Here is a 23,669-nt window from a genome sequence, read left to right as displayed (position 1 = left end):
GGCTCGATGGTGAGCGTGGCCCCGTACGCCACCTGCACGGCCGCCGACAGCCGGTACGGCGAGTTGGCGAGCGTCCACCGCCGGTTGGTGCTGATGATGCCGCCCACGTCCGTGGGCTGCGCCAGCACCGTCACCCCCACGGAGGCCGCGTGCCCCTCCACCCGCGCCGTGAGGGTGGCCGTGCCGGGGAGCTGCGCCACCAGCGTGTCGGCGCGCACGGACACCACGCCGGGCGCGGAGCTGGACACGGTCGCGGGGCGGCCCGGGAGCACGCTGCCCCGCGCGTCGAAGGCCCGCACGACGAACGCCCGCTTCTCCCCCACGATCAGGTCGCTGGGGGCCACCTCCAGGGCGACGGAGGCCACCGGCGTGCGCACGGTGATCGTCGCCGGTGCGGACTGCACCCCCTCGACGGTGGCGCGGATGCCCGCCGTCCCGTCCACGCGCGCCGTCACCGTGCCGTCCGCCGCCACCCCCGCCACGGCGGGCGCGGACGACGTCCACGCCACGGCCCGGCCGGGGAGCGCGTTTCCGTCCGCGTCGCGCGCCGTGGCCGTGACCCGGCGCGTGTCGCCGGGCTCCAGCGTGGCCGTGTCGGGAGCAACGTCCACGGACACCACGCGGGCCAGCACCGTGACCTCCGCCGTGGCCGTCCGGCCCTCGGCGCTCGCGGTGAGGGTGGCCGTGCCGGGCGCCAGGGCGTGCAGCGAATCCGCCAGCAGCCCCACGACGGCCGGCGCGGAGGTGGCCACCGTCACCGCCCGCCCGGCCAGCTCCCGGCCCGCCCCGTCGCGCGCCGTGACCGTGTACCGCTGCTTTTGGCCCACGACCAGCGTGGCCGTGGCGGGCTGGAGGGCCAGCGTGGCGATGGGCACGCGCACGGTGATGAGGGCCGGCGCGGACTGCACGCCCTCGCTCGCCGCGCGGAGCTGCGCCGTGCCTTCGGCGCCCGCCGTCACCACGCCGTTGACGTCCACCGCGGCCACGGCGGGGTCCGTGCTCGTCCACGTGACGGCCCGTCCCGCCAGCGCGCTGCCGCCCGCGCCGCGGACCACGGCGGAGAACGCGCGGGTGGCGCCGGGCTCCAGCGTGGCGGTGTCGGGGGCGACGTCCACGGCCGCCACGGCGGCGATCACCGTGATCTGCGCCGTCGCCGTGCGGCCCTCGGCCTGCGCGGTGAGGGTGGCCGCGCCGGGCGCCAGGGCGTGCAGCGAATCCGCCAGCAGCCCCACGACGGCCGGCGCGGAGGTCGCCACGGTCACCGTCCGCCCCGCCAGCTCCCGGCCCGCCGCGTCGCGCGCCGTGACCGTGTACCGCTGCTTCTGGCCCACGACCAGCGTGGCGGTGGCGGGCTGGAGGGCCAGCGTGGCGATGGGCACGCGCACGGTGATGACGGCCGGCGCGGACTGCACGCCCTCGCTCGCCGCGCGCACCTGCGCCGATCCTTCGCCCCGCGCCGTAACGATGCCGTTGGCGTCCACCGTGGCCACGGCCTCGCTGGTGGAGGTCCACGTCACCGTTCGTCCCGCCAGCGCGTTGCCGCCCGCGTCCCGCGCCGTGGCCACCAGCGCGCGGGTGGCGTTGGGCTCCAGCGTGGCGGTGTCCAGCGAAAGCGTGAGGGAGGCGACGGGCGCGGGAAGCACCGTCACCACCCGCTGCCCGGTCGCGGCGCCGGCGCGCGCCACGATGGTCGCCGCGCCCGGCGCGATGCCCGTCACGCGGCCGGAGCCGTCCACCCCCGCCAGCGAGGGATGCAGGCTGCTCCACTCCACGGGACGGTCCGCGAGCGCGGTGCCGTCCGCGTCCAGCGGCGTGGCCGTGAGCTGGATGCTGCCGCCCGGCAGCACCTCCGTGGCGGATGCCTGCACCCGTACGGACGCCACGGTCACGGGCTGGACGCCGGCGGTTTCACCGGAACAAGCGGCGGCCAGGGCGAGCAGTGCCGCCGCGGCCGCCGATCTGATGCGATTCATTGGATGGAAAGGTCTTGCACGGAATGGAAGAAATTGGCCGACAAACCTATGAACAACCCGATCCGGCCGGAAGGTACGGAGGCGGATTCGCGTCCGCGGGGCGGGCGAGCGGACCGGGGACGAAAACGAGCGCGGGGGACCCCGCCGGTCCCCCGCGTCGTCCTCCGTCGTACGCGTACCCTCGTACCCCGTACCTTCGTACCGTCTTCAGGCCGCGGCGGGCGCGAGGGGCGCCACCATGGCCTCCTCCAGCCAGGACGGGCGCGTCATCCCCGCCTCGTCCATGATCTCCACGGCCTCCTCGCCCTCCACCGTCTCGCGCTCCAGCAGCGCCACGGCCAGGGCCGCCAGCGCCTCGCGGTTCTCGCCGATCACCTCGCGGGTGCGGGCGTACAGGCGCTCCAGGATGCCCTGCACCTCGCGGTCCATCCGCGCGTGCGCCTCGGGGCTCAGGCTGCCCATCTCGCCGTCGTGGATCAGCAGCCCCGTCTCGTGGCCCATTCCCAGCTGGTACACCATCTTGCGGGCAATGCCGTTCACCTGCTGCAGGTCGCTTTGCGCGCCGCTGGTGATGGCCGCGGGGCCAAAGACCAGCTCCTCGGCCGCGCGCCCCGCCAGCCCCTTCATGATCAGCGCCTCCAGGTAGCTGCGCCGGTACAGGTAGCGGTCGTCCTGCGGCGAGAAGTAGGCGACGCCCATGGCCTGCCCGCGGGGCTGGATGGTCACCTTGTGCAGCCCGTCCTCCGGCGCGCACAGCACGCCCACGAGCGCGTGGCCGGCCTCGTGGTACGCCACCGTGGCGCGCTCGGCGTCCAGCGCGCGAAAGCCCTTGCGCTCCTTGCCCAGCAGCAGCCGGTCGCGCGCGGCGTCCAGGTGCGTCCAGCGCACGCTGCGGTCGCCCGTGCGCGCGGCGTTGATGGCCGCCTCGTTCAGCAGGTTGGCCAGCTCCGCGCCCGTGGAGCCGGGCGTGAGCCGCGCCAGCCGGGCGAGGTCCACTTCCTCGTGCAGGGGGATGCCGCGCCGGTCCACGTGCAGCCGCAGGATCTCCTCGCGGCCGGCCGAGGTGGGCGGCGACACGCTCACCATCCGGTCGAAGCGGCCGGGCCGCTTGAGGGCCTCGTCCAGGTCGTCCGGCCGGTTGGTGGCGGCGATGACGACCACGCCCGCCAGGGGATCGAAGCCGTCCATCTCCACCAGCAGCTGGTTGAGCGTGCGGTCGTCCTCGTTGTGGCTGCGGTTGCGGCCGCGCTTGCCGCCCAGGGCGTCGATCTCGTCGATGAAGATCACGCCGCCCTTCTTGCGCGCGCGCTTGAACAGCGACTTGATGCGGTGCGCGCCCATACCTACCAGGAAGCCCGTGACCTCCGAGCCGCTGATGGAGAAGAACGGCACGCCCGCCTCGCCCGCCACGGCGCGCGCCAGCAGCGTCTTGCCCGTGCCCGGCGGGCCCACGAGCAGCGCGCCCTTGGGGATGCGGGCGCCCAGGGCCGCGAAGCGGTCCGGCGCGCGCAGGAACTCCACCATCTCGCGCAGCTCGTCCGCGGCGCCCTGCGTGCCCGCCACGTCGGCGAACGTCACGTCGCTCTCGCCCGAGCCGCCCAGCTCCTGGTCGCCGCCCGCGCCCTTGACCTGCCGGTAGACGAAGTAGCCTACGCCGGCCACCAGCACCAGCTGCACGACGAGCGTGAGGATGCTGCGCGGCGTGGTGCGCCCCGGCGCCTCGGCCAGGGTGAGCTCCACGCCGGCGGCCTCGGCGCGGGCCGCCAGGGCGTCGATGTCCCGCAGGGGATACGCGACGGTAAAGTCGTGCTCCGCGCCGTTGACGTCACCCGCGGCGCCCGCCCACTCGCCCAGGATCACGTCGCCCGGGCGGACGACGAGCGATTCCACGCGCTTTTCGCGCACGGCCGTCAGCAGCTCGCTGTAGGCGATCCGCGGCGCGTGGGGCGCGCGCGCGGCCAGCCACGCCCACGCGCCCGCCGCCACGATCACGACGGCCAGCACGGCCAGGCCGATGCGGACGGCGGACGCGGCGATGGCGGGCGCCACCTTGCGCCGGGGGAGGGGCTTGCCGGTGGCCACGCCCGTGCGCGGCTCGGCGTCTTCCCGCGGGGCGGGGGTAAGGCGGTCAGGGGACGGAGGAGACATGCTGGACCACTGCGGAATCACGAGACGGAAACGCCGGTCCGGGCCCTGGCGAGGCCCGCCGGCGGAAGAATGCGCGTTCTTGCACCCGCCGCCCGGCCGCCGAAAGCGGCGGCCAAATGGTTTGACGGCAGGGAGTTAAAAAGATAACGACGTCGAGCACGGGGCGGGAGTGCCCCCTCGCGCCGTTCGGCCGTCTCCCGCGGACCGGGATACACTTCTTCTACGGGGAGGGTGCGCCGCGCGGACGTATCGCGATCAGCCGATGCTCCGGCGGGCTTCGTCGCACTCCTCGCAGCCGGCGTCTTCCGGGTGGAGAAAGACGAGCGGATCGCGCGACAGCTGTTCCCGCGCCACACGGACGACGTCGCGGGCGCGGACGAGCCAGGCGCGCGCGTGCCCCACGATGCCCTCGCGCTGCAGCCCGCGCTCGCGCAGCCACCCGTCCGCCAGGGCAAAGCGCGCGCAGCAGTGGTCGTTTTCGCCATAGTCCACGCGCGTCGGCACGCCGTCCCGCAGCACGGTGACGTGCCTGGGGATGCGATACGGCACGTCCGCCAGCAGCTCCGCCAGGTGCAGCGTGGTGTCGGCGTCGTGGTCCACGCCCAGCAGCAGCACCTGCCCGTCCAGGTCGTGCACCCGGCCGATGGGGCTCTCCGGCGTGTGCGGCGGCGTGGGCAGCGCCCCGCTGACGACGCGCTCCGCCCGTGGCCCGATGGCGGCGAACGCGAACGGATGCGCGCTGCGCGCCGTGCCGGGTATCCGCCAGAAGGTGTCCGCGACGATGCCCAGGTCCTCGGACGCGGGTGTCGCCAGCGGATCGAACGGCGTCTCGTCGTCGCCCGTCCACGAGGGCATCACGAGCGTCCCCTCCGGGCCGAGCGCCGCGCGCAGCGCCTCGATCAATCCGTGCGGCCCGCCTTCGATCGGCCGCACGGCGCGAAAGGAGGTGTGGACGCACAGCACGCCGCCGGGCTCGACGCCCAGCGCGCGCAGCTGCTCCGCGACCTCGGCGATGCGCATCGCTCCTCCTGTGGTTTCGTCCTCCATTGCCCTCCCCTTAACCCGATGCCTGGATTTCGTGATCGTGATCCAGGAAAAACGATGGGGATCGCGGAATGGTTCCCGTGATCCCCGTGTGGAGCGTCTTTCAATCGTGAGTCATCGTGGCGGAAAGAAGGCCGCCTGGTACAGCCATCCTCGTGCGTCCGCGATGGAGCGCAGCTTCTTCGCCAGCTTCTCGATTGCCGGCTTGTCCATCCCCGAGAAGTCGATCACCACGTGTTCCGGGAACGGCTCGGGGTCCGGTTCCACGGGCAGGTGGAGCGCCGCGCATTCGGCGACGTTCACGCCCATGACGCCAACGGACGCAAAACCCAGGACGGCCGTGAAGTGGTGCCAGGCGGGCTCCGGACCAATCTGATCTCCGTCGTACGCCGACAGGCGGTTCTCGTCCTTGGGTGTCGGGCGAAAGGCCTGCGACGTCACGCGGCCCTGCTGCACGAATGTCGGATGGATCTGCCGCAGGAGGATCGTGTCTCCCTTCACGACACCCCGCCATCCGACAGCTCGCGAAGGCGGGCAGCCATCCAGGCCCAATCATCCCCGTGGTCGAGGTCGAGCTCCTGCGATTCTTCGTCGTCCGTCCGCAGGTTCAGCACATGCCACTCGGCTCGACGGCTTTCAAGGGAAACGTCCAGCGACAGGTCGAACGGAGTCAGCGACCACTCCGCCCGAACGCCGCCCTCCGCCGTGGGATAGAGATAGGGAAGCGGCAGGTGCTCCGGATAACGACGCTCGAAGCTACGGCTGAACCAGTCCAGCCCTTCCGGCGAGGGCTGGACTCCCTTGCCGTCCAGCCAGCCGGGCTTCAGGTCGCGGAACTCGTCCAGCCGAGCCGCGACGTCGTTCGGGTCCAGCAGGGTAACGTGCTCCACCGAATCGATCCCTTGCAGACGGTTGAAGCGGTTGTAGCGGCCCACGCCCTGCACCAGCACGCGCGCGCCGCTCCGATATCCGTTGAAGGCGTCGAGCACGGTCTGCAGGTGCGGCGCGCCGATCGTCGCCCGCACCTTGGGGCCGCTGATCACCTGAAGCGTAAAGCTCATGCTTTCCTGGTCTGCCTCCGGCACCGAGCCTCGGAGGGCGATTTCCTCGGCCACCGCCTGCACGTGCGCGGGCGCCAGGACAAGCCTCCGGCGGCTGCTTTTCGTCAGCCTCGCGGGGCGGGAGGGATCGTCCGGATTGAACTCGATGGATTCGTCTCGCCGGAGACTGCGACCCACCCGGTCGAAGTAGCCGAGCAGGCTTTCGGGCAGGTGATCCGTGACCGGCTCATTGTGCGCGGCCGCGTCGACCGCGCCCAGAATCCGGACCCGCGCCTGCTCGAAGTAGACCCGGTGCTGCGGGAGAAACGTCTCCGCCGTGAAGAGCGCGATGACGGGGACCGCGCTCCCCCGATCCACGCCAGTGATCCGGAGCGAGACGCTGCTGCTGAAGCCGCGCGGTGCCTTCCTTCGGCCGGCATGCTCGTTCAGGTATACCCACTTCGCCACCTCGACGACCATCTCCTCCAGCACGGCCAGGTCCTTCAGCAGCTCCAGGGGAATCGCTCCCTCCTGGAACCGCTCTCCCACGAGACGGGGCCTGAGAAACGGGGTCGATTGGCTCATCAAACAACTCTACCGTAGACAGCGGATTCCCGCCAGTGAGGCACCCCTTCGGATGAATCCGGTTCACCGCATCCGCCTCTCGCCGGGGGCGGAAATCGGCTTGACCGGACGGGGCCGGGCGGATAGACTGCCGCGTCTCCTTTCGGCCCCATCATCCACGCAGCAAGAGGGTTGATCCGCATATGGCAACGCAGGGCAAGGACACGGACGTCGTCTTCCTCTCCGCCAAGCGCACGGGGATGGGCACCTTTGGCGGCTCGCTCAAGGACTTCAGCGCCACGGACCTGGGCGTGTTCGCCGCCAAGGCCGCGCTGGCCGAGAGCGGCGTGCCGGCCGAGGAGGTGGGGCACGTTGTCTTTGGCAACGCGCTGCAGACGTCGGCGGACGCCATCTACCTGGCCCGCCACATCGGCCTCAAGGCGGGGCTGCCCATCGACACGCCGGCCCTCACGCTCAACCGCCTGTGCGGCAGCGGCTTCCAGGCCATCGTGAGCGGCGCCATGGAGATCATGCTGGGCGAGGCCGAGGTCGCGCTCTGCGGCGGGACGGAGAGCATGAGCCAGGCCCCGCACGTCATCCGCGGCGCCCGGTGGGGCGACCAGCGGCTGGGGCCCGCCGGCAAGTTCTACGAGGACCTCCTCTGGGAGTCGCTCACGGACCCCTTTGCCGGCTGCAGCATGGCGGTGACGGCCGAGAACCTGGCCGACCACTACGGCATCACCCGCCAGCAGGTGGACGAGTACGCCTTCCGCTCGCAGCAGCTGGCGGGGCAGGCGTGCGAGCAAAAGCGCTTTGACGCCGAGATCACCCCCATCACGCTCAAGAGCCGCAAGGGCGAGACGCAGTTTGCCTGCGACGAGCACATGCGCCCCGAGACGACGATGGAGATGCTGGGCAAGCTCAAGCCGTACTTCAAGGAGGGCGGCACGGTCACGGCCGGCAACGCCTCCGGCATCGGCGACGGCGGCGCGGCGGTGATGATCGCGAACGCGGCGTACGCGCAGCGCAACGGCCTGCGGCCCATCGGCCGCCTGGTCAGCTGGGGGATCGCGGGCGTGGAGCCCAGGCACATGGGCATCGGGCCGGCGCCGGCGTCGCGCGCGGCGCTCAGGAAGGCCGGGATGGACGTGGGCGACATGGACCTCGTGGAGGTGAACGAGGCGTTCGCGTCGCAGTACTGCGCCGTGGAGAAGGAGCTGGGGCTGGACCGCGAGCGCACCAACGTGAGCGGCGGCGCCATCGCCATGAGCCACCCGCTGGGGATGAGCGGCGCGCGCATCACCGTGCACCTGCTGCACGAGCTGCGTCGCCAGGGCAAGCGCTTTGGCCTGGGCACGGCGTGCATCGGCGGCGGGCAGGGCATTGCCCTGGTCGTGGAGGCCTTCCCGGCCGCGGCGGAGTGATGAAACCGAAGTACCAAGTGCCAAGTACCAAGCGCCGGGTTAGAATGATGTACTTGGAACTTGGCACTCGGCACTTGGCACTCGTCCAATGAGCGACTCCAGCGGAGCCCAGGCGCCGCCGCCCGGCCAGCCCGGCGGCGGATTTCCGTCGCAACAGCAGCAGCCCGCTCCCCGGCCCGGGGGCGGGCTGCCCGCGCGCCGGCTGAGCAACCAGGAGCTGGAGGCCGTCATCCGGCGCGCCGTGGAGATCCAGTCCGCGGCCGGCACGCCGGACGAGGGCATCCCCGAGGCCGAGGTGCTGCGCATTGGCCAGGAGCTGGGACTGGATCCGGGCACCGTCCGCCGCGCCATCACCGACGTGCGCGGCCGGCCGCCGCAGGAGACCGGCCTCCTCGCCAAGACCATGGGGCCGGGCACCCTGCGCGCGGCCCGCACCATCCGCAAGAACGCGGCGGTGGTGGGGCTCATGCTGGAGGAGCACCTGCTCAAGTGCGAGTACATGGCCGTCCAGCGGCGCTTCCCGGACCGCACGCGCTACGTGCGCGGGACGGGCTTCGCCGCGGCCATGGGACGGGGGATGCGCGTCTTCAGCCAGTCGCACAAGGCCATGGACCTGGCGCAGCTGGACGTGGCCGTGAGCGCCCTGGACGACGAGACGTGCGTGGTGGAGCTGTCCGTGGACATGGGCGGCGTCCGCGGCGGCATGGCGGCGGGCGCCGCGGCCATCGGCGGGGGCGCGGCCGTGGGGATCACGGCCGCCGTGCTCGCCACGCCCATCATCGACCCGCTGGCCCTGCTGAGCATCCCGGCGGCGCTGGGCTCGTGGCTCGGCATGCGCGGCATCTACGGCGCCGTGCAGAGCAGCACCCAGGACAAGCTGGAAAGCTTCCTGGACCGGGTGGAGCACAACGAGCTGGAGATGCCCCGGTCCGGCGGCGGGCCGTTCGGCCCCGGCGGGCTGAACCTGGGCGGCGGCGGCTTCGGCTTTCGCATCGGCGGGCTGGGCGGCGGGCCAAAGGGTCCGCGCGGGCCGTGGGGCCCTCGATGACGGCGGGTGCGCGGTGACGGCGGACGGGATGCCGTTCATCCGCCGCGCGGCCGTTCTCGCGTCCTCCCTCCTGCTGTCCCTCACCGCCTGCCGCGGGGACGCGGACGCCGAGGCCTCTTCCCTCGTGGGGCGCTGGGAGGGGACGGACGACGACGTGGAGTTCTTCGACGGCGGGCGGGTGCTGCTGCGGCGGGGCCAGTTTCGCGGCGTGGGGCGCTACGAGTGGGTGGAGCCCGGCCGCGTGCTGGTGACGTACGAGGGCGCCCTGGCCGGCTCCGTCCCCGGCGACTACCGCGTCAACGCGGGCCGGGAGATGCTGGAGCTGTGCGAGACGGACCGCCCGGCGCGCTGCATCCGCTACGCGCGGCACGCGGGCGGCCCGACGGCGGACACGGCGGGCGCCGTGCCCCGGCGCGACGCGTCCGGCCGCGTGGAGGAGCGGCCCCGGCTGGCGCAGCTGCCCGCGGAGCACCAGTCACCGCCCGAGGCGCGCGCCAAGGAGGGCGAGGTCGTCCTCAAGCAGGCGTACACGCTGCAGTCCGTCTACAAGGTGGAGCGCGGCGCCTACGCGCGGGACTTTCGGGCCCTGGAGGAGGTGGGCTGGCAGACGCCGCCCCTGCGCCACTTCCATCCGCCGCGCGTCGTTCGCTGGGACAACCGGCTGTGCATCGTCATCGAGCCGCGCGCGGCGGACCTGTGGCCCCTGTCCGTGGACGAGAACGGCACGCTGGGCCGCGGCAAGTCCTGCGGCTGATCCATCGAGGACGCGCGCGGGGCTGATTCTCGGGAAGTTCGACGGAGCTACGAGCTCGCTGGACCTACACTGACCGAAACGTTCCGTCCCGCGGGGGACGGCTCACTCAACAGGAGACCAGGATGGCGGAGATCAAGCGGGTCGGCGTGCTGGGGTGCGGGCTCATGGGCAGCGGCATTGCCCAGGTGGCGGCCGCCGCGGGGTACGAGACCATCGTCCGCGAGGTGAGCGACGAGGTGGTGCAGCGCGGCATCGGCGGCATCGGCAAGCAGCTGGGCAAGGCCGTGGAGAAGGGCAAGATGGCCGCCGAGGACCGTGACGCCATCGTGGGCCGGCTCAAGGGCACCACGAACCTCGAGGACCTGCGCGACTGCGACATCATCATCGAGGCCGTCGTGGAGGACCTGGCGGTCAAGAACGAGATGTGGAAGACGCTGGACGCCGTCTGCGGGCCGGACACCATCTTCGCCAGCAACACGTCGTCGCTCACCATCGCCGACATGGCGGCGGCCACCAGGCGGCCGGAGCGGATGGTGGGGCTGCACTTCTTCAACCCCGTGCCGGTGATGAAGCTGGTGGAGGTGGTCAAGACCATCGCCACCGACCCGGCCGTGTTCGACACGGCGTTTGCCTTCGCCAAGTCGCTGGGCAAGGAGCCCATCGTCTGCAAGGACAACTCGGGCTTCGTGGTGAACCTGCTGCTGGTGCCGTACATGATGGACTCCATCCGCGCGCTGGAGCAGGGCGTGGCCACCATCGAGGACATCGACAAGGGGATGCAGCTGGGCACCGGCTACCCCATGGGCCCGTTCGTCCTGAGCGACTTCGTGGGCCTGGATACGCTGGACAAGATCGGCGACATCATGTTCAAGGAGTACAAGGAGAAGCGCTACGCCTCGCCGCCGCTCCTCAAGCGCATGGTCAGCCTGGGCTACTTTGGCCGCAAGTCGGGCAAGGGCTTCTACGACTACTCCGGCGAAAAGCCGGTGGCGATGAAGCTGGTCTGACCGGCTGATCGCAGGCTGGGTGCGAGGGGCGTCGCGGGTGCGGCGCCCCTCGTTCGTTGACAATCCACATCGACGAGCTGAGCGGATGCCGGCTGGCGTGCTTCGGCGAGGGTGGATGGAGCGCATCCCCCGCGAGGAGCTCCGCGGCGGCTTTTCGGTGGAGTTCGGTCGCATGGACGCGCGCGAGTAACGCTGACGCCCGCCTGATCGGCGGGCGGAGCAGGGGGAAGATGCCCGGGTGCCGCGCGATTGCGGCGCCCTTTCTCGTGCGAAGCTGTCCCTTGCGTGCACATTTCTCCGCTCGCATGTTTGGCGCCCCAACGATCGTAGCGTGCCCGGCGAGTCGTATCCGGTGCGGGTTCTCGCCAGATCGTGCCACCCTGACGGTTTCATGGTCGTCGAGTTCCGGGACGTAATCGGGTTTCGTGGCGAGAAGCTGGTCGAGCTTCGTCTTACAGATTACAGCCACTTCGAGAAGCCTCTCTTTCGCCCCGGGTTTCTGGGCGAAAAGTGGCCCTCCATCGACTTTTACGTCGAGTTGAATTCCGTTCGCGGAAAACGGCCGTACTTCTTCGCGCAGGTAAAAACCACTTCATCAGCACTGTCGGCTGAGTCGACTCACCTGAGCATCTCGTCCAGGAAACGTGATATCGAACGACTTCTGCGCATCCCGGGTCCAACGTATATATTTGGTGTGCACGAGCCGACTGGTCGCGTGTTCGTCCGGTCCATCCACACCGGGATGCCCGTCCAGGCGATTACGCGTATCCCCGTGGCCTACGAGCTGACGAGCACGAACCTTGAGGTGCTTCACCGGGAAGTGCGCGATTTCTGGTCTGCGAACGACCACAAGCCTGCAGCTTCGGTGTTCTCATGAGTGATCGACAGAAAGCCGGGTTGCTCGGTCGCAGGGGTGCTCTCATGGCCGAGCTCTTTCTCCAGGAACTGGGCGCGGAGTTCATCGCGCGGCCCACGGCCGACCTGGGCTACGACTTCTTCGTCGGCTTCAACAATCCGGACGGGGGCGTGAACATCGCGGCGGTGGAGGTCAAGGCCACCGATCGGCCGGTGCAGCATCTTTATCCCGTCCCGAGGCGGCTATTCCGGCGCTTGGCGAACTCCAACATCCCGGTGCTCCTGCTCGTGGCGAACGTAAAGGAGAACCGTCTGTTCTACGCGCTGCCGAGCGCGGATGCGCCCGGCGCGGAGACGGACGCGAACACCGTCTCGATCCCCATGACACCGGTCGATGAGGCGACGCGGGATGAGCTTCGGAACCTGCTCGCCAATCCGCACGCAGCCGCATTGTAGCTGGCCGCATCAGCCGAGTGATGAACGCAGGGGCGCCGCGCGGTTGCGGCGCCCCTTCGCGTTTTCCTGCGCATCCGCAACTCGCTCGCGGGATCAGCCGGGTTGGCGAGTTCGAGCCATGGCCGTTGACCCGTGGGAATTCTCTCCTTCGGGCGTCGGGTGGAACGCCAGGGCGCGGATAACCCTTCTGCTGATGCGAGGGACGGGAAGGGGCGACGTGCGATCCGTGCCCCCATTGGAACAGATGGCGCAGGTCTGCTCGTTGCAATCACTTAGGAAGAATCTACTCTCGTTGCGGAGTTTCTTCGGCTTTTGGCGGGAACAGATGTGTTAGGTACATATCCTGCAAAGGGTTACGGGCACAGGACGCCGTGAGGGGCACGGCGCACGGAACCCGGAGCAGGGGAGGGGACGATGAAGAAACTGACGCTGAACCTGGACACGCTGAAGGTGGAGAGCTTCGCCGCGGCGGATGTGCAGACGTCGCGCGGAACCGTCGTGGGGGCGGAGCTCTTTACGGGTCCGGACCAGTGCGTGACCATCAGCTGCGGCGACTCGGAGATCCGGGCCTGCATGATCTGACGGTGCCGTGACCGCCGGCCCCGCACCGCGCGGGCCGGCGATCCCATCGGGGAGCCGGACGGGCGCCGCACGGTCGCGGCGCCCGTCCGCGTTCTGGCGTCGAATGTTGTACGCGCGCGCTGAATGGCGTATCTTCATCGGACCGCCGTCTCCCGAATCCGCTCCGCGCGTGTCCCGCTCTCCCACGTTCTGAACCCGCGAGATGGGCCGGCCGCAGAACGCGCTGGCGTGATGGGCCTTTTGCTCTTCGCGTAGCGCGTCCACCGGCCTTGCCGCCGGACGCCCGGAGTGGAGATATTGGGCGCATTGGCCGAAGCTCTCCCCAACGGAGTCTCCCACGCGGACGCGGCACTGCCGGGTCCGCTTCGATGGACGCAATCAAGACGATGTCGACGGACTGGTACTTCGTACGCGACGGCGCCCGCGCGGGCCCGGAGCCGCGCGAGCAGGTGGCGGCGCTCCTTGCCTCGGGCGAGCTGCCGCCCGCCACGCTGGTGTGGACGGCGGGGATGGCGAACTGGTGCCCCGCCGCGGACACGCTGGAGTTTGGCCCCGTGCTGCGCGGCGAGGAGACGGTGGTCGCGCCGCCCCCGGTCCAGGCGCCGCCCGTGGACGTGCACCCCGGCGCGTACTGGGCCCGGACGCACGCGGACGCGTACGACGCGCCGGCGCAGGCGGACGCGGCCGACACGGGGCCGTACCCGTGGCGCCGGTGGATGGCCCGGCTGATCGACACCTTCTGCTACGGCATCCTGCTGGGCATCGTGTTCGCCCTCGTGGCGCCCGACGCCGTGGAGCAGGCCAACCCCATCGCCATGAACGTGCTGGTGCTGGCCCTGGTGGTGCCGTTCGAGACGGTGCTGCTGGGCGCGTTCGGCAGCACGCCGGGCAAGCGCCTGCTGCGCATCCGCGTGACGCGCGAGGACGGCGCGCCGCTGGGGCTGAGCACGGCCATGGAGCGCAGTGTGTGGGTGTGGGTGCGCGGCCTGGGGCTGGGCCTGCCGTTCGTCTCGCTCTTTACGCTGGTGACGAGCTTTCTGCGGCTTACGAGCGAGGGCCGGACGGCGTGGGACCAGCGGCTGGGCCTGCGCGTGACGCACGGCGAGATGAGCGGGCCCCGCTGGGCCGGCGTGGTGCTGCTGCTGGTGGTGGTCTTCGCGGTCATCGTCGCCGGCAGCATGCCCGCGGACGTCTGACCGTCCCGCACCCATGGGCGTGGGGCGTCCGCGCCGCACGCCCGCCCCATCCGCGCCTCTCCCGGGCCGTTCGCCGCCTCCGTGCGATCACGTCCGCGCGGGACGCAAGCCGTTGCGAATCCATCGGTTGCGGCGCTGATCACCTCTGTCCGTCCGCTGGCGCCGAACTCGCGGCTGCGCGGCGGCGAACCGAGTCGCGGCGCTCCCCCCGGGGCGCCACCCTGTGCACGTTTCCCGTTGCCCGGCACGGAGGCCGGATGTATCTTCGTGCGCCTTCCGTTTACCCCCTCTCCCCCTCGAAGAGGCCCCTGATGAACATCCCCTTCCGCTCGTCCGCCATTGCCCTGGCCGCGCTTGCGCTGGCGCTGCCCGCGCGGGCCCAGGCGCCCGACGCGTCGCAGCAGCTGTTCGAGAGCATCAAGTGGCAGGACGGCCCCGACACCGCCCGCATCGGCACGGAGTCGCAGGTGGTGGTGCCGCCCAACTGCCGCTTTACGTCCCAGGAGGGCACGCACGCCTTCCTTCAGCTCACGGAGAACCCCTCCTCCGAGCGCGACCTGGCGCTGATGCTGTGCTCCACCGGCGAGGGCGAGGACGAGGACAGCTGGTTCGTCGTCTTCAGCTTTGACGACAGCGGCTACGTGCAGGACAACGACGCCGGCGACCTGGACGCCGACGCCATCCTCAAGTCGCTGCGCGACGGGAACGAGGCGGCCAACGTGGAGCGCCGCTCCAAGGGGTGGACCACGCTTACCCTGGACCGCTGGGTCAAGGCGCCGTTCTACGACCCGCGCACCAACAACCTCACGTGGGCCACCGAGGTCACGGCCCTGGGCGAGGGCAAGTCCGTGAACCACTCCGTGCGCCTGCTGGGCCGCGGCGGCGTGATGAACGCGGACCTGATCACGGACCCGGCGCAGTTCGAAAAGGCGCTGCCGGCGTTCGACGCCATCGTGGCCAGCCACTCGTTCCTCCCCGGCCGCCGCTACAGCGAGTGGCGCGAGGGCGACAAGATGGCCGGCTACGGCCTGACAGCCTTGGTGGCCGGCGGCGCGGTGGCCGCGGCCGCCAAGACGGGCCTGCTGGGCAAGCTGCTCAAGCCCATCGGCGTGGCCCTCGTGGCCTTCTTTGCCTGGCTGCGCTCGCTGTTCTCGCGCAAGAAGGACTGAGTGCTGCCCGACGTGCTGCCGGAGCTGCTGCCGGACGTATGGCTCTTTGACCCCGTCGCGTTCTGGATCCTGAACGCGCTGATGCTGTGGGACGGCGTCCAGCGCGTTCCGGCGGGCGCGTGGGTGCTGCGCCACGTGGCGGGGTATCCCTGGCAGGTGGCGCAGCCGGCGCGCGAGACGGCCGGGCGGCGGCTGGTGTCGTGGCTGTCCCCGCTGGTCTGCCACGTGGTGCTGACCCCCGGCCTGGGCGAAGGGCGCCTGCCGCCGCGGCGCCTGGGCCTGTGGACGGGGCTCGTCCGCGTCCCGGCGCTGCTGGCGCTCGTTTCCCTCGTGGTGGGCGTGCCCGTGCTGACGCCCACCGTGGGGATCGTGGGGCTGGTGGTGGCGTTCGGCGCGGCGCTGGTGGCGTCGCTGCTGACGGCCCTGCTGGCCCTGCTGGGGCTGTGGCGGATGGGAATCGGCTTTGGGGCCGCCGTGCGCGCGGCGTTCCCCATCCTTTCGCCGTTCACGGCGCCCCGTGGGCCGGAGCTCGTGCTGGAGCGGGCGCTGGCGGGCGTGGCGTTCTCCGACGCCGTGCGGGCGCTGCTCCCCGCGGACGAGTGGGCGGAGTGGGCGCGTCCCGTGGCGTACGACCTGTCGCACGGGCTGGCGCTGGAGGGCGTGCCCGCCGCCGCGCTCCTTCCGGCGGGCGACGCGCAGGCCATCCTTCGCGTTCCGCCGCCCGGCTCCGTGCTGGGCGACGCGTACTGCGCGCGGTGCGGCCGCGTGTACCTGCCGCACGCCACCGCCTGCCGCGCCTGCGAGGGCGCCGCGCTGGTGACGGTGGACGAGGCGGCGCTGCGGATGGAGCTCCCCCCGGTTTCCGTCGCCGCCGCGCCCGATTCAGTCCCGGCCTCGCCGCCCGCGCCGCGAAGGAAGGGCAAGGGCCGCCGCTCGTCCCGACGCGCCAATCCGGGCGGCGCGTAGGATCCAAACGGCATTTTCACGCAGAGGGAGCAGAGGCAGCAGTACTGCAACAGCAGTTGGGGTACTCTGCTGCCTCTGCTCCCTCTGCATGAGAAATTCTGTTGCCGTTGATGGATGACGGCGGATGAGACAGGAAGCGGAGCCCACGCGCGGGGCTCCGCTTCCTTTTTGCTGGCGGATTGATGATCAGCCGTTGCGGATGGCCTCGTAGGCCGCGGCGCTGGCGGCAGCCAGGGCGATGCCGCCCAGGTATCCGCCCAGCACGTCGGAGGCCCAGTGCTTCTCCTGCAGCACGCGCCCGCCCGCCGTCACCGCGGGGACGAGCAGCGCGACGGGGAACGCGGCCGCCGGGTGGGCCAGCCCCTCGCGCGCGGCCACGTACGCTGTCGCGAGCGCCACCGCCCCCGGGCCAAACGCGTGGCCGCTGGGAAAGACGGGCTTGCGGCGCGATTCGTGGCCCGGCGGCGCGGGGGGCTGCGGAAGCCAGTCGTCGAACGCGGGGTTCAGGGCCGTGGCCGCGGCGCCCGTCAGCATCACGGCGCCCACGCCCGCCACGCGCGACCGGCGCTCCGGGCCGGGCTCCGGACGGTGCGCCGCCAGCAGGTACGCCGACGCGGCCAGCGCGGCCGGCAGGTACGTGTACCACTTGCCGATGGGCGCCGCCGCCTCGGCCGCGTCGCGCGCGGGGTGATCCTCCGGCGCCGCCGTGCGCTCGCGGACGGCCTCGTCCAGCGCCGCCGTCTCGCGCCGCGCGGCGGCCCGCGCCAGCCGCACGAGCCCCGCCGCGCACGTCGTGGCCACGAGGCCCAGCGCCAGCACGCGCCCCGCACGGTCCCGCCCGCGCGGGGCGTCATCGTTCTCCCTCTCGTCCGTGTATCGCATGCGGGGCGGAAACGCGAAGTCCGTACCGGATGGGGGATCGGGGCGAAGGCGAATCGACGCTGGTACGCTCCTTGACCCCGGCGTCCGGCGGGAACATCCAACGGAAAGGGGACGCGGATGGGGGGCAGGTGGCCTGAAGTGGTCTGGATCGTCCGGCACGGGCAAAGCGCGGGCAACGTGGCCAGCGACGCCGCCCACGCGGCCGGGCTGGAGGAGATCGCGCTGAGCATGCGCGACGTGGACGTGCCCCTCAGCCCCCTGGGCGACGAGCAGGCCACGGCCCTGGGCCGCTGGTTCGCCAGCCTGCCCCAAAACGAGCGGCCCACGGTGGTCCTCTCGTCGCCGTACCTGCGCGCCGTTCGCACGGCGGAGCACATCCGCGCGGCGGGCGGGCTGGCGGACCCGCACACGGACATCGTGGCGGACGAGCGGCTGCGCGAAAAGGAGTTCGGCGTCCTGGACCGCCTGACGCGGCACGGCATCGCCGAGCGCTTTCCCGACCAGGCGGAGTTCCGGCGGCTGCTGGGCAAGTTCTACCACCGCCCGCCCGGCGGCGAAAGCTGGTGCGACGTCATCCTGCGCCTGCGCAGCGCGCTAGACACGCTCTCGCTGCACTACCGCGAGGACCGCGTGCTCATCGTCTGTCACCAGGTGGTCGTCCTGTGCCTGCGCTACCTGCTGGAGTGCATGACGGAGGAGCAGATCCTGACCATCGACCGCGCCACGGAAGTCGCCAACTGCTCGGTGACGTCGTACGTCTTCAACCCCGCGCTGGGCACGGGCGGCAAGCTGGAGCTGCGCCTGTTCAACTTCGTGGCGCCGCTGGAAGAGGCCGGCGCGCCCGTCACCAGCCGCCGCGACGCGCCCGTGGGGGTCAAGTGACCGCGCCGGCCGCCATCACGGCGGAGTCGCTGCGGCGCATGCCGCTCCCCTCGCTGGACGACGACGCGGACAAGGACGCCCGCGGCCGCGTGCTCATCGTGGGCGGGGCGGTGGAGAACCCGGGCGGGCTGCTGCTGGCGGCCGAGGCGGCGATCCGGGCCGGCGCGGGCAAGCTGCAGCTGGCCACGGCGGATGCCATCGCGCCCCTGGTGGCCATCGCCGTGCCCGAGGCGCGCGTGTTCGCCCTGCCGGCGAGCGGGTCGGACGGATTGGACCGCAGGGGAGCGCCGGACCTCGCGGAAAAGGCGGACCGGGTGAACGCGCTGCTCATCGGCCCCGGGCTGGTGGACGAGGACGCGGCCGGCCGGTTCACCCGCGAGGTGTTGCGGCGGATCGAGAAGCCCGCCGTGGTGCTGGATGCCGGCGGCCTCGCGGCCCTGCGCGAGGACCCGGATGCCCTGGCGCGGCTGGAGGGTCGCGCCGTGCTGACGCCGCACGCGGGCGAGATGGCGCAGTTGCTGGGGGTGGAGCGCGACGACATCGCGGCCGATCCGGTGTCCGCCGCGCGCCGCGCCGTGGAGCGGTTCGGCGCCGTCGTCGCGCTCAAGGGCGCGGAGACCGTCATCGCCGCGCCGGACGGCTCCCTGCTGCGCTACGACGGCGGCGGCGTGGGCCTGGCGACGAGCGGCTCGGGCGACGTGCTGGGCGGGATCGTCTGCGGGCTGCTGGCGCGCGGCGCGAACCCGCTGTGCGCGGCCGCGTGGGGCGTGTTCCTGCACGGGGAAGCCGGCAACGCGCTCGCGGCCCGCTACGGCGCCGTCGGCTTCCTGGCGCGCGAGCTCCCGGGCGAGGTGCCGCGCATCCTCCATCGCGTGTTCTCCACCCAGGAGGAGTGACGGCGGGGGCGGGGAACGCGGCAGGTGGGCGATCGAGGCGAAACGCGGTGGAGGTGGCAGATCGAGGCCGATCGAGGCAGATCGAGGCAGATCAAGGCAGATCAAGGCAGATCAAGGCAGATCGGCGGGCGAGGATTCGACGGACGACGCGAAGTCCTCGCCGAGCGAATGAATTCGCCGCTGGAACTTCGCGAAGTCCGCCTGCGCGGACTGCCCCGGAAAAGGCCGCCCCGGTGCACCGGGGCGGCCTTTCGGTCGGTTGAAGCCTCGTTCGCAACGCGCGTCAGCGCGAGACGGGGCTTATGGCTGTCCCAGCGGCGGGTTTACCCGCTCAGGCGAGGGGCCGGCGCGGATGCGTGAACTCGATCTGCCTCTCCATTCTGATCCGCCTTACCGCATCCCATCCGCCTCACTGCATCCCATCCGCCTCACCGCATCCCATCCGCCTCACCGCATCCCATCCGCCCTACCGCATCTCCTCCGCCTCACCGCACCCCATCCGCCCTACCGCATCTCCTCCGCCTGCGCGACCTGCCGCTCGAATTCCGCGAAGTCGCGCTCCAGGCGCAGCTGCAGGCGGGCCTTGGTGCTGCGCGCGGCAAAGCGGCGGCAGCGGGCGCCGTCCAGACCGCCGGCGGACGACGCGCACTCCGCCACCGGCTGCCCGGCGGCGAGGTCGCGCCACAGCGGGGCGCCGTCCACGAACGCGTGCTGCAGCGACGTGCGGGCCATCTGCTTGAGCGCGGCGTAGTCCAGCCCCTGGTCCTGCACGGCGCGCAGGTACTCGCGCCACATCTCCGACCGCGCCACGCCCTCGTCGTCCGTCGACAGCGCCACGGGCACCCCGGCGGCCCGATAGGCGCGCAGCGGGTGGTCCGCGCCGCGCACGCCGAGGATCACGTCGTTGCTCGTGAGGTTGATCTCCACCATCACGCCGTCGCGCGCCATCTGCCGCAGCAGGTCCTGCGCGCTGTCCTCCCGCAGCACGTCCACGCCGTGACCGATTCGGCTCGCGCCCGCCACGCGCACGGCCTCGCGCACGTGGAACCGCATCCCCTCGTCCGGCACCAGCGGCGGCCACAGCTCGCCCGCGTGCAGCGTCACGCGCACGCCCGGGTGCGCGCGGCGCAGGAACTGGATGATGCGCATGTGCAGCGAATAGTCGCGCATGCACACGGGGCAGTCCTCCGGCTGCACCAGGTTGAGCCCCACGACGCTGGGGTCCGTCTCCGCCATCAGGAACCCGGTGAAGATCTGCGCGAACACCTGCTCCGGCGCCGCGCCGCGGCCCACCTGGTAGATCCAGCGCACCGTGGCGCCGCATCCCGCGTCGGCGCGGGGCGTTCCGCAGGCCAGCACCGTGTCGCGGCGCGCCTCCACGCTGTCCAGACGCGCGCTGGCGGCGCGGGCCACGCCGCGCAGGCCCAGCGCCAGCAGCGTGTCGCGCATCCGCCCAAAGTCGTCCGTCCACCCCGCCGCCTGCCCCAGGCTGCGCGCCGCGCGGCGGTCGGGGGTGAACATGAGCTCCAGGTAGCGCACGCGGCCGCGGACGGCGCGCTGCTGTACCTCGGCCAGCCCGTCGCCCGTGCGGCGGTCCGTGGCGTCGAAGTGCGCGAACGTGCTGAAGAACTGGTCGTGCCCGCTGATGCGCGTGGAATCCCAGCCGCGCATGCTGAACGCGTTGAGCAGCGTGTCGTACAGCGCCGACGCCGGCGCGATCTGCGCGGCGGGCCGCAGCGAGTCGCTGGCCACGGGGCAGGACCGGACGAGGATGGTCCGCCGCGGCACGTGCACGCACAGGCCGTCCTCCGCCGCCCAGCGCAGGTAGCTTTCCGCGTACACGGCGCCGGAGAGGTGGCTGTGCAGGTCGGCGCCCTTGGGCATCTCGCGAAGGAAGATGCCGAGCGCCGCCGGCTCGCCGCGCACGCGCTCCAGGTAGCGCGCCGTCGCCGCCTCGTTCGCGGACGGGCCGGCCTGCGCGGCGATGGATGCGGGAAGCAGCGCCGCGACAAGGATCGACGCGAGCGCGCGGCGGATGGGGACGATGGTCATGGATAAAGCGAACGGGAAAATGATCGCGATGGACGCGTGGTGGCGCGGAAGATAGGCGGGGCGGGGAAGCGGGGAAAGCGGCGGGCGACAATGCGGATGCCTCCGATGCGCTTCAGGCCGCCCATCGGCGATGATTTCAGCGTCCGCCAACCTCCCCCAGGGGTTTTTGGGGGAGGTGGGCGAGCTCCGCGAGCCCGGAGGGGGCGCTCGCGCGGGGCACGCCACTCCAACGAGCGTCATCCTGAGGAGCCGCCGCGTAAAACCCGATTCGCGCGGGTTCCATGGCGGCGACGAAGGATCTTGCCCGCAAAGCGACAAGTCGGCTCCGTGCCCCAGAGCCGACTTGTCGCGTCGCACACAAGATCCTTCGGTCGCGCCAAAGTTCTGCGCGCGTACGTTTTACGCGCGGCGCTCCCTCAGGATGACGTTCCCTGGGCTCCGTTGAAAGGCCGGTTTTGGCAACCCCCTCTCAGGATGACGCAACGGGGTGCGGGCGAGGATTCGCTCGAATCCTCGTCACCGGACGACGCGTCTCCTCCAAGCGCGATCAGCCGAGCACGCGGTCGATCTCGGCCATGTCGTCGGCGGTCAGCGACCAGCCGGCGGCGGCGGCGTTGGCGTGCACCTGCGCGGGCTTGGTGGCCCCGGCGATGACGGACGCCACGACGGGGCGCGCCAGCAGCCACGCGAACGACAGCTCCAGGACCGTGTGCCCGCGCGATTCCGCGAACGCGATCAGCCGCTCCACCGCGTCCAGCCGCTCATCCGCGCGCATCCGCGCCTCCCACTGCGGGTCCGCCAGGCGCGCGCCCTCGGGCAACGGCTGGCCCTTGCGGTACTTGCCCGTCAGCAGCCCACTGGCGAGGGGAAAGAACGGGAGAAACGCCTGTCCCAGCCGCTCGCATTCCTCCAGGACGTCCACCTCGGGCGCGCGCTGCAGCAGGCTGTACTCGTTCTGCACGCTCACGAAGCGCGCGCCGGGGGCCGCGTCCTCCGCGTCGCGGATCTGCCCCGCGCCGAAGTTGGACGAGCCGATCTCGCGCACCTTGCCCGCCTGCACCAGCGCGTCCAGCGCGCCCAGCGTTTCCGCGATGGGCACGTCGGGGTCGGGGCGGTGCATCTGGTACAGGTCGATGTAGTCCGTCCCCAGGCGCCGCAGGCTCTCCTCCGCCGCCTTTCGCACCGTTTCCGGACGCCCGCCGCGCAACGTCTCGTTGCCGGGGTGCCCGAACTTGGTGGCGATGATCACGTCCGCGCGGCGCGAGCCCAGGGCGCGGCCCAGGAACACCTCGCTCTGCCCGCCGCCGTACACGTCCGCCGTGTCGAAGAAGTTGATGCCGGCGTCCAGCGCCGCGTTCACCACGGCCGCCGTCTGCTCCGCGTCGATCCGCCAGCCGAAGTTGTTGCAGCCGATCCCCACGGCCGACACCTCCAGCGATCCGATCCGCCGTCGTTCCATCCCGCCCTCCCCGGTTCCGAGTGTCGCGCGTGCCCCACGCGGCGGAATGGATCACCCGCGCGGCACGCCGTCAACGGCGGACTCGGTGGAAACATCGTGCGCGAACGGCATCCGGCGTGTAGCTTGCGACGCACTGTGACATGCGGACGGCGGACGCCTTTCGCGAACCTCCCGGACGATTGCGTGGGAACCAGCCGATGACGAACGGATCCAGGTGGGCGCGGCGGGGCGCGCTGGTGCTGCTGCCGATGCTGGCGGGGTGCATCAACACGTTCCGCACGGGGCCGGTGCCCGGCACCGACGCCAGCCAGCAGGTCGAGGTCTCCCTGGGCGAGACGGTGCTGCTGGACGAGGAGCGGCTGGCCATCACCTTTGCCCGGGTCATGGAGGACGCGCGCTGCCCCGAGGGCACGCAGTGCGTCACGGCCGGCAACGCCATGGTGGGCCTGGTGCTGCACGAGCGCGGCGAGGCCACGCGCATGGTGCAGCTCAACACGCACAACAACCCGCGCACGGTGAGCCACGAGGGCTACGTGATCACGGTGGTGGACCTGCGGCCGCAGCCCCGCGCGGGCGAGGAGCCGTCCGACAGCTCCGTCGTGCGGCTGCACGTCGTCCGCGGCTGATCCCGGGGCGAACGTTCGGTGGATGCGGGCCGGCGCGGTGTCACGACCGCGCCGGCCCGCGCGTTTGTGGGGCGGAGGTACAGACTCATCACACCAGCCTCACCCTGCCATGAACCGAATTCTCGTCAGCGCCCTGCTCGCGCTTACCGCCGCCTGCGGCGTTCTTCCCACCGGCGGCGGCGACGCCCGCCTCGTCGAGCTCGACAGCGAGTTCACCCTGGACGAGGGCGACAAGGCCGTCGTGCGGGGGCCCGGCATTGCCGTGCAGTTCATCGGCGTGTCGGAGGATACGCGCTGCCCCATCGAGGCCAACTGCGTGGACGCCGGCCACGCGACCCTCCAGCTGCGCGTCTCGCAGGAAGGCCGCGAGTCGAAGATCCTCACCGTGCGCACGGACGGGGCGCCGCCGCGCGACGTCTACAGTTATCACGCGTTCGAGCTGGTGCGGCTGGAGCCGGCCCGCAGCGTCAGCGAGCCGGATCCCGACTACCGCGTCCGGCTCGTCGCCTACCCGGTCTTTACCATCGACTGAAGCCGGCGGGGGGAAGACGAGGAGGGCGGGCGCGGAACGTCGTGCCCGCCCTCCGTTCGTCGCGATCCGCGCGGACGCGTCATCCGGAGTCATTCGGCGCTGCGCGCACCCCGC

At 71.7% G+C, this 23,669-nt stretch carries 22 protein-coding genes; 14 read left to right on the top strand and 8 right to left on the bottom strand.

Annotated features, from left to right (window positions below; all coding sequences use genetic code 11):
- From VFZ20_RS25915 to VFZ20_RS25895, 5 genes are all read right to left on the bottom strand, one after another.
- A partial coding sequence (locus VFZ20_RS25915) for an Ig-like domain-containing protein (RefSeq protein WP_329686865.1) occupies positions 1 to 1,973 on the bottom strand: 1,973 nt, incomplete at its 3' end.
- A gap of 207 nt (positions 1,974 to 2,180) precedes the next feature.
- Positions 2,181 to 4,121, bottom strand: a complete 1,941-nt coding sequence (locus VFZ20_RS25910) for an ATP-dependent metallopeptidase FtsH/Yme1/Tma family protein (RefSeq protein WP_329686864.1) — start codon at positions 4,119 to 4,121, stop codon at positions 2,181 to 2,183.
- Positions 4,122 to 4,376: 255 nt separating this feature from the next.
- Positions 4,377 to 5,141 (bottom strand): AAC(3)-IV family aminoglycoside N-acetyltransferase, encoded by a 765-nt coding sequence (gene aac(3)-IV / locus VFZ20_RS25905; protein ID WP_329686863.1) that lies wholly within the window; start codon positions 5,139 to 5,141, stop codon positions 4,377 to 4,379.
- Positions 5,142 to 5,279: 138 nt separating this feature from the next.
- Positions 5,280 to 5,666 carry a hypothetical protein gene (locus VFZ20_RS25900; protein WP_329686862.1) on the bottom strand — a complete coding sequence of 129 codons (387 nt, stop codon included), beginning with the start codon at positions 5,664 to 5,666 and terminating at the stop codon, positions 5,280 to 5,282.
- Positions 5,663 to 6,790, bottom strand: a complete 1,128-nt coding sequence (locus VFZ20_RS25895) for a hypothetical protein (protein WP_329686861.1) — start codon at positions 6,788 to 6,790, stop codon at positions 5,663 to 5,665. Before VFZ20_RS25895 ends, VFZ20_RS25900 begins: the two co-directional genes overlap by 4 nt.
- A 182-nt stretch (positions 6,791 to 6,972) precedes the next feature.
- Between VFZ20_RS25895 and VFZ20_RS25890 the strand changes: the two genes are divergently transcribed.
- From VFZ20_RS25890 to VFZ20_RS25845, 10 genes are all read left to right on the top strand, one after another.
- Entirely contained in the window at positions 6,973 to 8,193 is a 1,221-nt protein-coding gene (locus VFZ20_RS25890; RefSeq protein ID WP_329686860.1) for an acetyl-CoA C-acetyltransferase, read from the top strand.
- Positions 8,194 to 8,281: 88 nt separating this feature from the next.
- Positions 8,282 to 9,241 carry a hypothetical protein gene (locus VFZ20_RS25885; protein ID WP_329686859.1) on the top strand — a complete coding sequence of 320 codons (960 nt, stop codon included), beginning with the start codon at positions 8,282 to 8,284 and terminating at the stop codon, positions 9,239 to 9,241.
- A gap of 28 nt (positions 9,242 to 9,269) precedes the next feature.
- On the top strand, positions 9,270 to 9,995 hold the full coding sequence (locus tag VFZ20_RS25880; RefSeq protein WP_329686858.1) for a hypothetical protein: 726 nt from the start codon (positions 9,270 to 9,272) through the stop codon (positions 9,993 to 9,995).
- A 122-nt stretch (positions 9,996 to 10,117) separates the two neighbouring features.
- On the top strand, positions 10,118 to 11,002 hold the full coding sequence (locus VFZ20_RS25875; protein ID WP_329686857.1) for a 3-hydroxybutyryl-CoA dehydrogenase: 885 nt from the start codon (positions 10,118 to 10,120) through the stop codon (positions 11,000 to 11,002).
- 391 nt (positions 11,003 to 11,393) lie between these two features.
- Positions 11,394 to 11,879 (top strand): DUF4365 domain-containing protein, encoded by a 486-nt coding sequence (locus VFZ20_RS25870; RefSeq protein WP_329686856.1) that lies wholly within the window; start codon positions 11,394 to 11,396, stop codon positions 11,877 to 11,879.
- A 44-nt stretch (positions 11,880 to 11,923) separates the two neighbouring features.
- Positions 11,924 to 12,313 (top strand): DUF4365 domain-containing protein, encoded by a 390-nt coding sequence (locus VFZ20_RS25865; protein WP_329686855.1) that lies wholly within the window; start codon positions 11,924 to 11,926, stop codon positions 12,311 to 12,313.
- Positions 12,314 to 12,727: 414 nt separating this feature from the next.
- Entirely contained in the window at positions 12,728 to 12,895 is a 168-nt protein-coding gene (locus VFZ20_RS25860; protein WP_329686854.1) for a hypothetical protein, read from the top strand.
- A 368-nt stretch (positions 12,896 to 13,263) separates the two neighbouring features.
- Entirely contained in the window at positions 13,264 to 14,091 is an 828-nt protein-coding gene (locus tag VFZ20_RS25855) for an RDD family protein (RefSeq protein ID WP_329686853.1), read from the top strand.
- 311 nt (positions 14,092 to 14,402) lie between these two features.
- On the top strand, positions 14,403 to 15,260 hold the full coding sequence (locus VFZ20_RS25850) for a DUF2167 domain-containing protein (RefSeq protein WP_329686852.1): 858 nt from the start codon (positions 14,403 to 14,405) through the stop codon (positions 15,258 to 15,260).
- The gene (locus VFZ20_RS25845) at positions 15,261 to 16,226 is read left to right on the top strand and encodes a hypothetical protein (RefSeq protein ID WP_329686851.1); all 966 of its coding nucleotides are present in this window, start codon (positions 15,261 to 15,263) and stop codon (positions 16,224 to 16,226) included.
- 186 nt (positions 16,227 to 16,412) lie between these two features.
- Here VFZ20_RS25845 and VFZ20_RS25840 read toward each other — a convergent pair whose 3' ends face one another.
- Complete coding sequence (locus VFZ20_RS25840) at positions 16,413 to 17,108, bottom strand: phosphatase PAP2 family protein (protein WP_329686850.1); 696 nt, start codon at positions 17,106 to 17,108, stop codon at positions 16,413 to 16,415.
- Between the two features lie 117 nt (positions 17,109 to 17,225).
- Between VFZ20_RS25840 and VFZ20_RS25835 the strand changes: the two genes are divergently transcribed.
- A complete protein-coding gene (locus VFZ20_RS25835; protein ID WP_349264132.1) occupies positions 17,226 to 17,990 on the top strand; it encodes a histidine phosphatase family protein in 765 nt (254 codons plus the stop codon).
- Entirely contained in the window at positions 17,987 to 18,886 is a 900-nt protein-coding gene (locus VFZ20_RS25830) for an NAD(P)H-hydrate dehydratase (protein ID WP_329686848.1), read from the top strand. The genes VFZ20_RS25835 and VFZ20_RS25830 overlap by 4 nt, the downstream gene beginning before the upstream one ends.
- A gap of 504 nt (positions 18,887 to 19,390) precedes the next feature.
- Here the strand turns inward: VFZ20_RS25830 and VFZ20_RS25825 are convergent.
- Positions 19,391 to 20,938: a hypothetical protein gene (locus VFZ20_RS25825; protein WP_329686847.1), complete on the bottom strand. Its 1,548-nt coding sequence runs from the start codon at positions 20,936 to 20,938 to the stop codon at positions 19,391 to 19,393.
- A 547-nt stretch (positions 20,939 to 21,485) separates the two neighbouring features.
- The gene (locus VFZ20_RS25820; RefSeq protein ID WP_329686846.1) at positions 21,486 to 22,397 is read right to left on the bottom strand and encodes an aldo/keto reductase; all 912 of its coding nucleotides are present in this window, start codon (positions 22,395 to 22,397) and stop codon (positions 21,486 to 21,488) included.
- 197 nt (positions 22,398 to 22,594) lie between these two features.
- Between VFZ20_RS25820 and VFZ20_RS25815 the strand changes: the two genes are divergently transcribed.
- Positions 22,595 to 23,023: a hypothetical protein gene (locus VFZ20_RS25815; RefSeq protein WP_329686845.1), complete on the top strand. Its 429-nt coding sequence runs from the start codon at positions 22,595 to 22,597 to the stop codon at positions 23,021 to 23,023.
- A gap of 109 nt (positions 23,024 to 23,132) precedes the next feature.
- Positions 23,133 to 23,555: a hypothetical protein gene (locus VFZ20_RS25810; RefSeq protein ID WP_329686844.1), complete on the top strand. Its 423-nt coding sequence runs from the start codon at positions 23,133 to 23,135 to the stop codon at positions 23,553 to 23,555.
- The last annotated feature ends 114 nt before the right edge of the window (positions 23,556 to 23,669 follow it).

The sequence above is a fragment of the Longimicrobium sp. genome, assembly GCF_036280135.1.
In the GTDB taxonomy this organism is placed as follows: domain Bacteria; phylum Gemmatimonadota; class Gemmatimonadetes; order Longimicrobiales; family Longimicrobiaceae; genus Longimicrobium.
This window is presented reverse-complemented; position numbering and strand designations above follow the sequence as displayed.

What these genes read in the sequence shown, in the direction of transcription:
- VFZ20_RS25825 (WP_329686847.1), bottom strand. Translation starts at nt 20,938, where the DNA reads ATGACCATCGTCCCCATCCGCCGCGCGCTCGCGTCGATCCTTGTCGCG.
- VFZ20_RS25850 (WP_329686852.1), top strand. Translation starts at nt 14,403, where the DNA reads ATGAACATCCCCTTCCGCTCGTCCGCCATTGCCCTGGCCGCGCTTGCG.
- VFZ20_RS25875 (WP_329686857.1), top strand. Translation starts at nt 10,118, where the DNA reads ATGGCGGAGATCAAGCGGGTCGGCGTGCTGGGGTGCGGGCTCATGGGC.
- VFZ20_RS25890 (WP_329686860.1), top strand. Translation starts at nt 6,973, where the DNA reads ATGGCAACGCAGGGCAAGGACACGGACGTCGTCTTCCTCTCCGCCAAG.
- VFZ20_RS25820 (WP_329686846.1), bottom strand. Translation starts at nt 22,397, where the DNA reads ATGGAACGACGGCGGATCGGATCGCTGGAGGTGTCGGCCGTGGGGATC.
- VFZ20_RS25810 (WP_329686844.1), top strand. Translation starts at nt 23,133, where the DNA reads ATGAACCGAATTCTCGTCAGCGCCCTGCTCGCGCTTACCGCCGCCTGC.
- VFZ20_RS25840 (WP_329686850.1), bottom strand. Translation starts at nt 17,108, where the DNA reads ATGCGATACACGGACGAGAGGGAGAACGATGACGCCCCGCGCGGGCGG.
- VFZ20_RS25885 (WP_329686859.1), top strand. Translation starts at nt 8,282, where the DNA reads ATGAGCGACTCCAGCGGAGCCCAGGCGCCGCCGCCCGGCCAGCCCGGC.
- VFZ20_RS25865 (WP_329686855.1), top strand. Translation starts at nt 11,924, where the DNA reads ATGGCCGAGCTCTTTCTCCAGGAACTGGGCGCGGAGTTCATCGCGCGG.
- VFZ20_RS25870 (WP_329686856.1), top strand. Translation starts at nt 11,394, where the DNA reads ATGGTCGTCGAGTTCCGGGACGTAATCGGGTTTCGTGGCGAGAAGCTG.
- VFZ20_RS25910 (WP_329686864.1), bottom strand. Translation starts at nt 4,121, where the DNA reads ATGTCTCCTCCGTCCCCTGACCGCCTTACCCCCGCCCCGCGGGAAGAC.
- VFZ20_RS25895 (WP_329686861.1), bottom strand. Translation starts at nt 6,790, where the DNA reads ATGAGCCAATCGACCCCGTTTCTCAGGCCCCGTCTCGTGGGAGAGCGG.
- VFZ20_RS25835 (WP_349264132.1), top strand. Translation starts at nt 17,226, where the DNA reads ATGGGGGGCAGGTGGCCTGAAGTGGTCTGGATCGTCCGGCACGGGCAA.
- VFZ20_RS25860 (WP_329686854.1), top strand. Translation starts at nt 12,728, where the DNA reads ATGAAGAAACTGACGCTGAACCTGGACACGCTGAAGGTGGAGAGCTTC.
- VFZ20_RS25815 (WP_329686845.1), top strand. Translation starts at nt 22,595, where the DNA reads ATGACGAACGGATCCAGGTGGGCGCGGCGGGGCGCGCTGGTGCTGCTG.
- VFZ20_RS25855 (WP_329686853.1), top strand. Translation starts at nt 13,264, where the DNA reads ATGGACGCAATCAAGACGATGTCGACGGACTGGTACTTCGTACGCGAC.
- VFZ20_RS25880 (WP_329686858.1), top strand. Translation starts at nt 9,270, where the DNA reads ATGCCGTTCATCCGCCGCGCGGCCGTTCTCGCGTCCTCCCTCCTGCTG.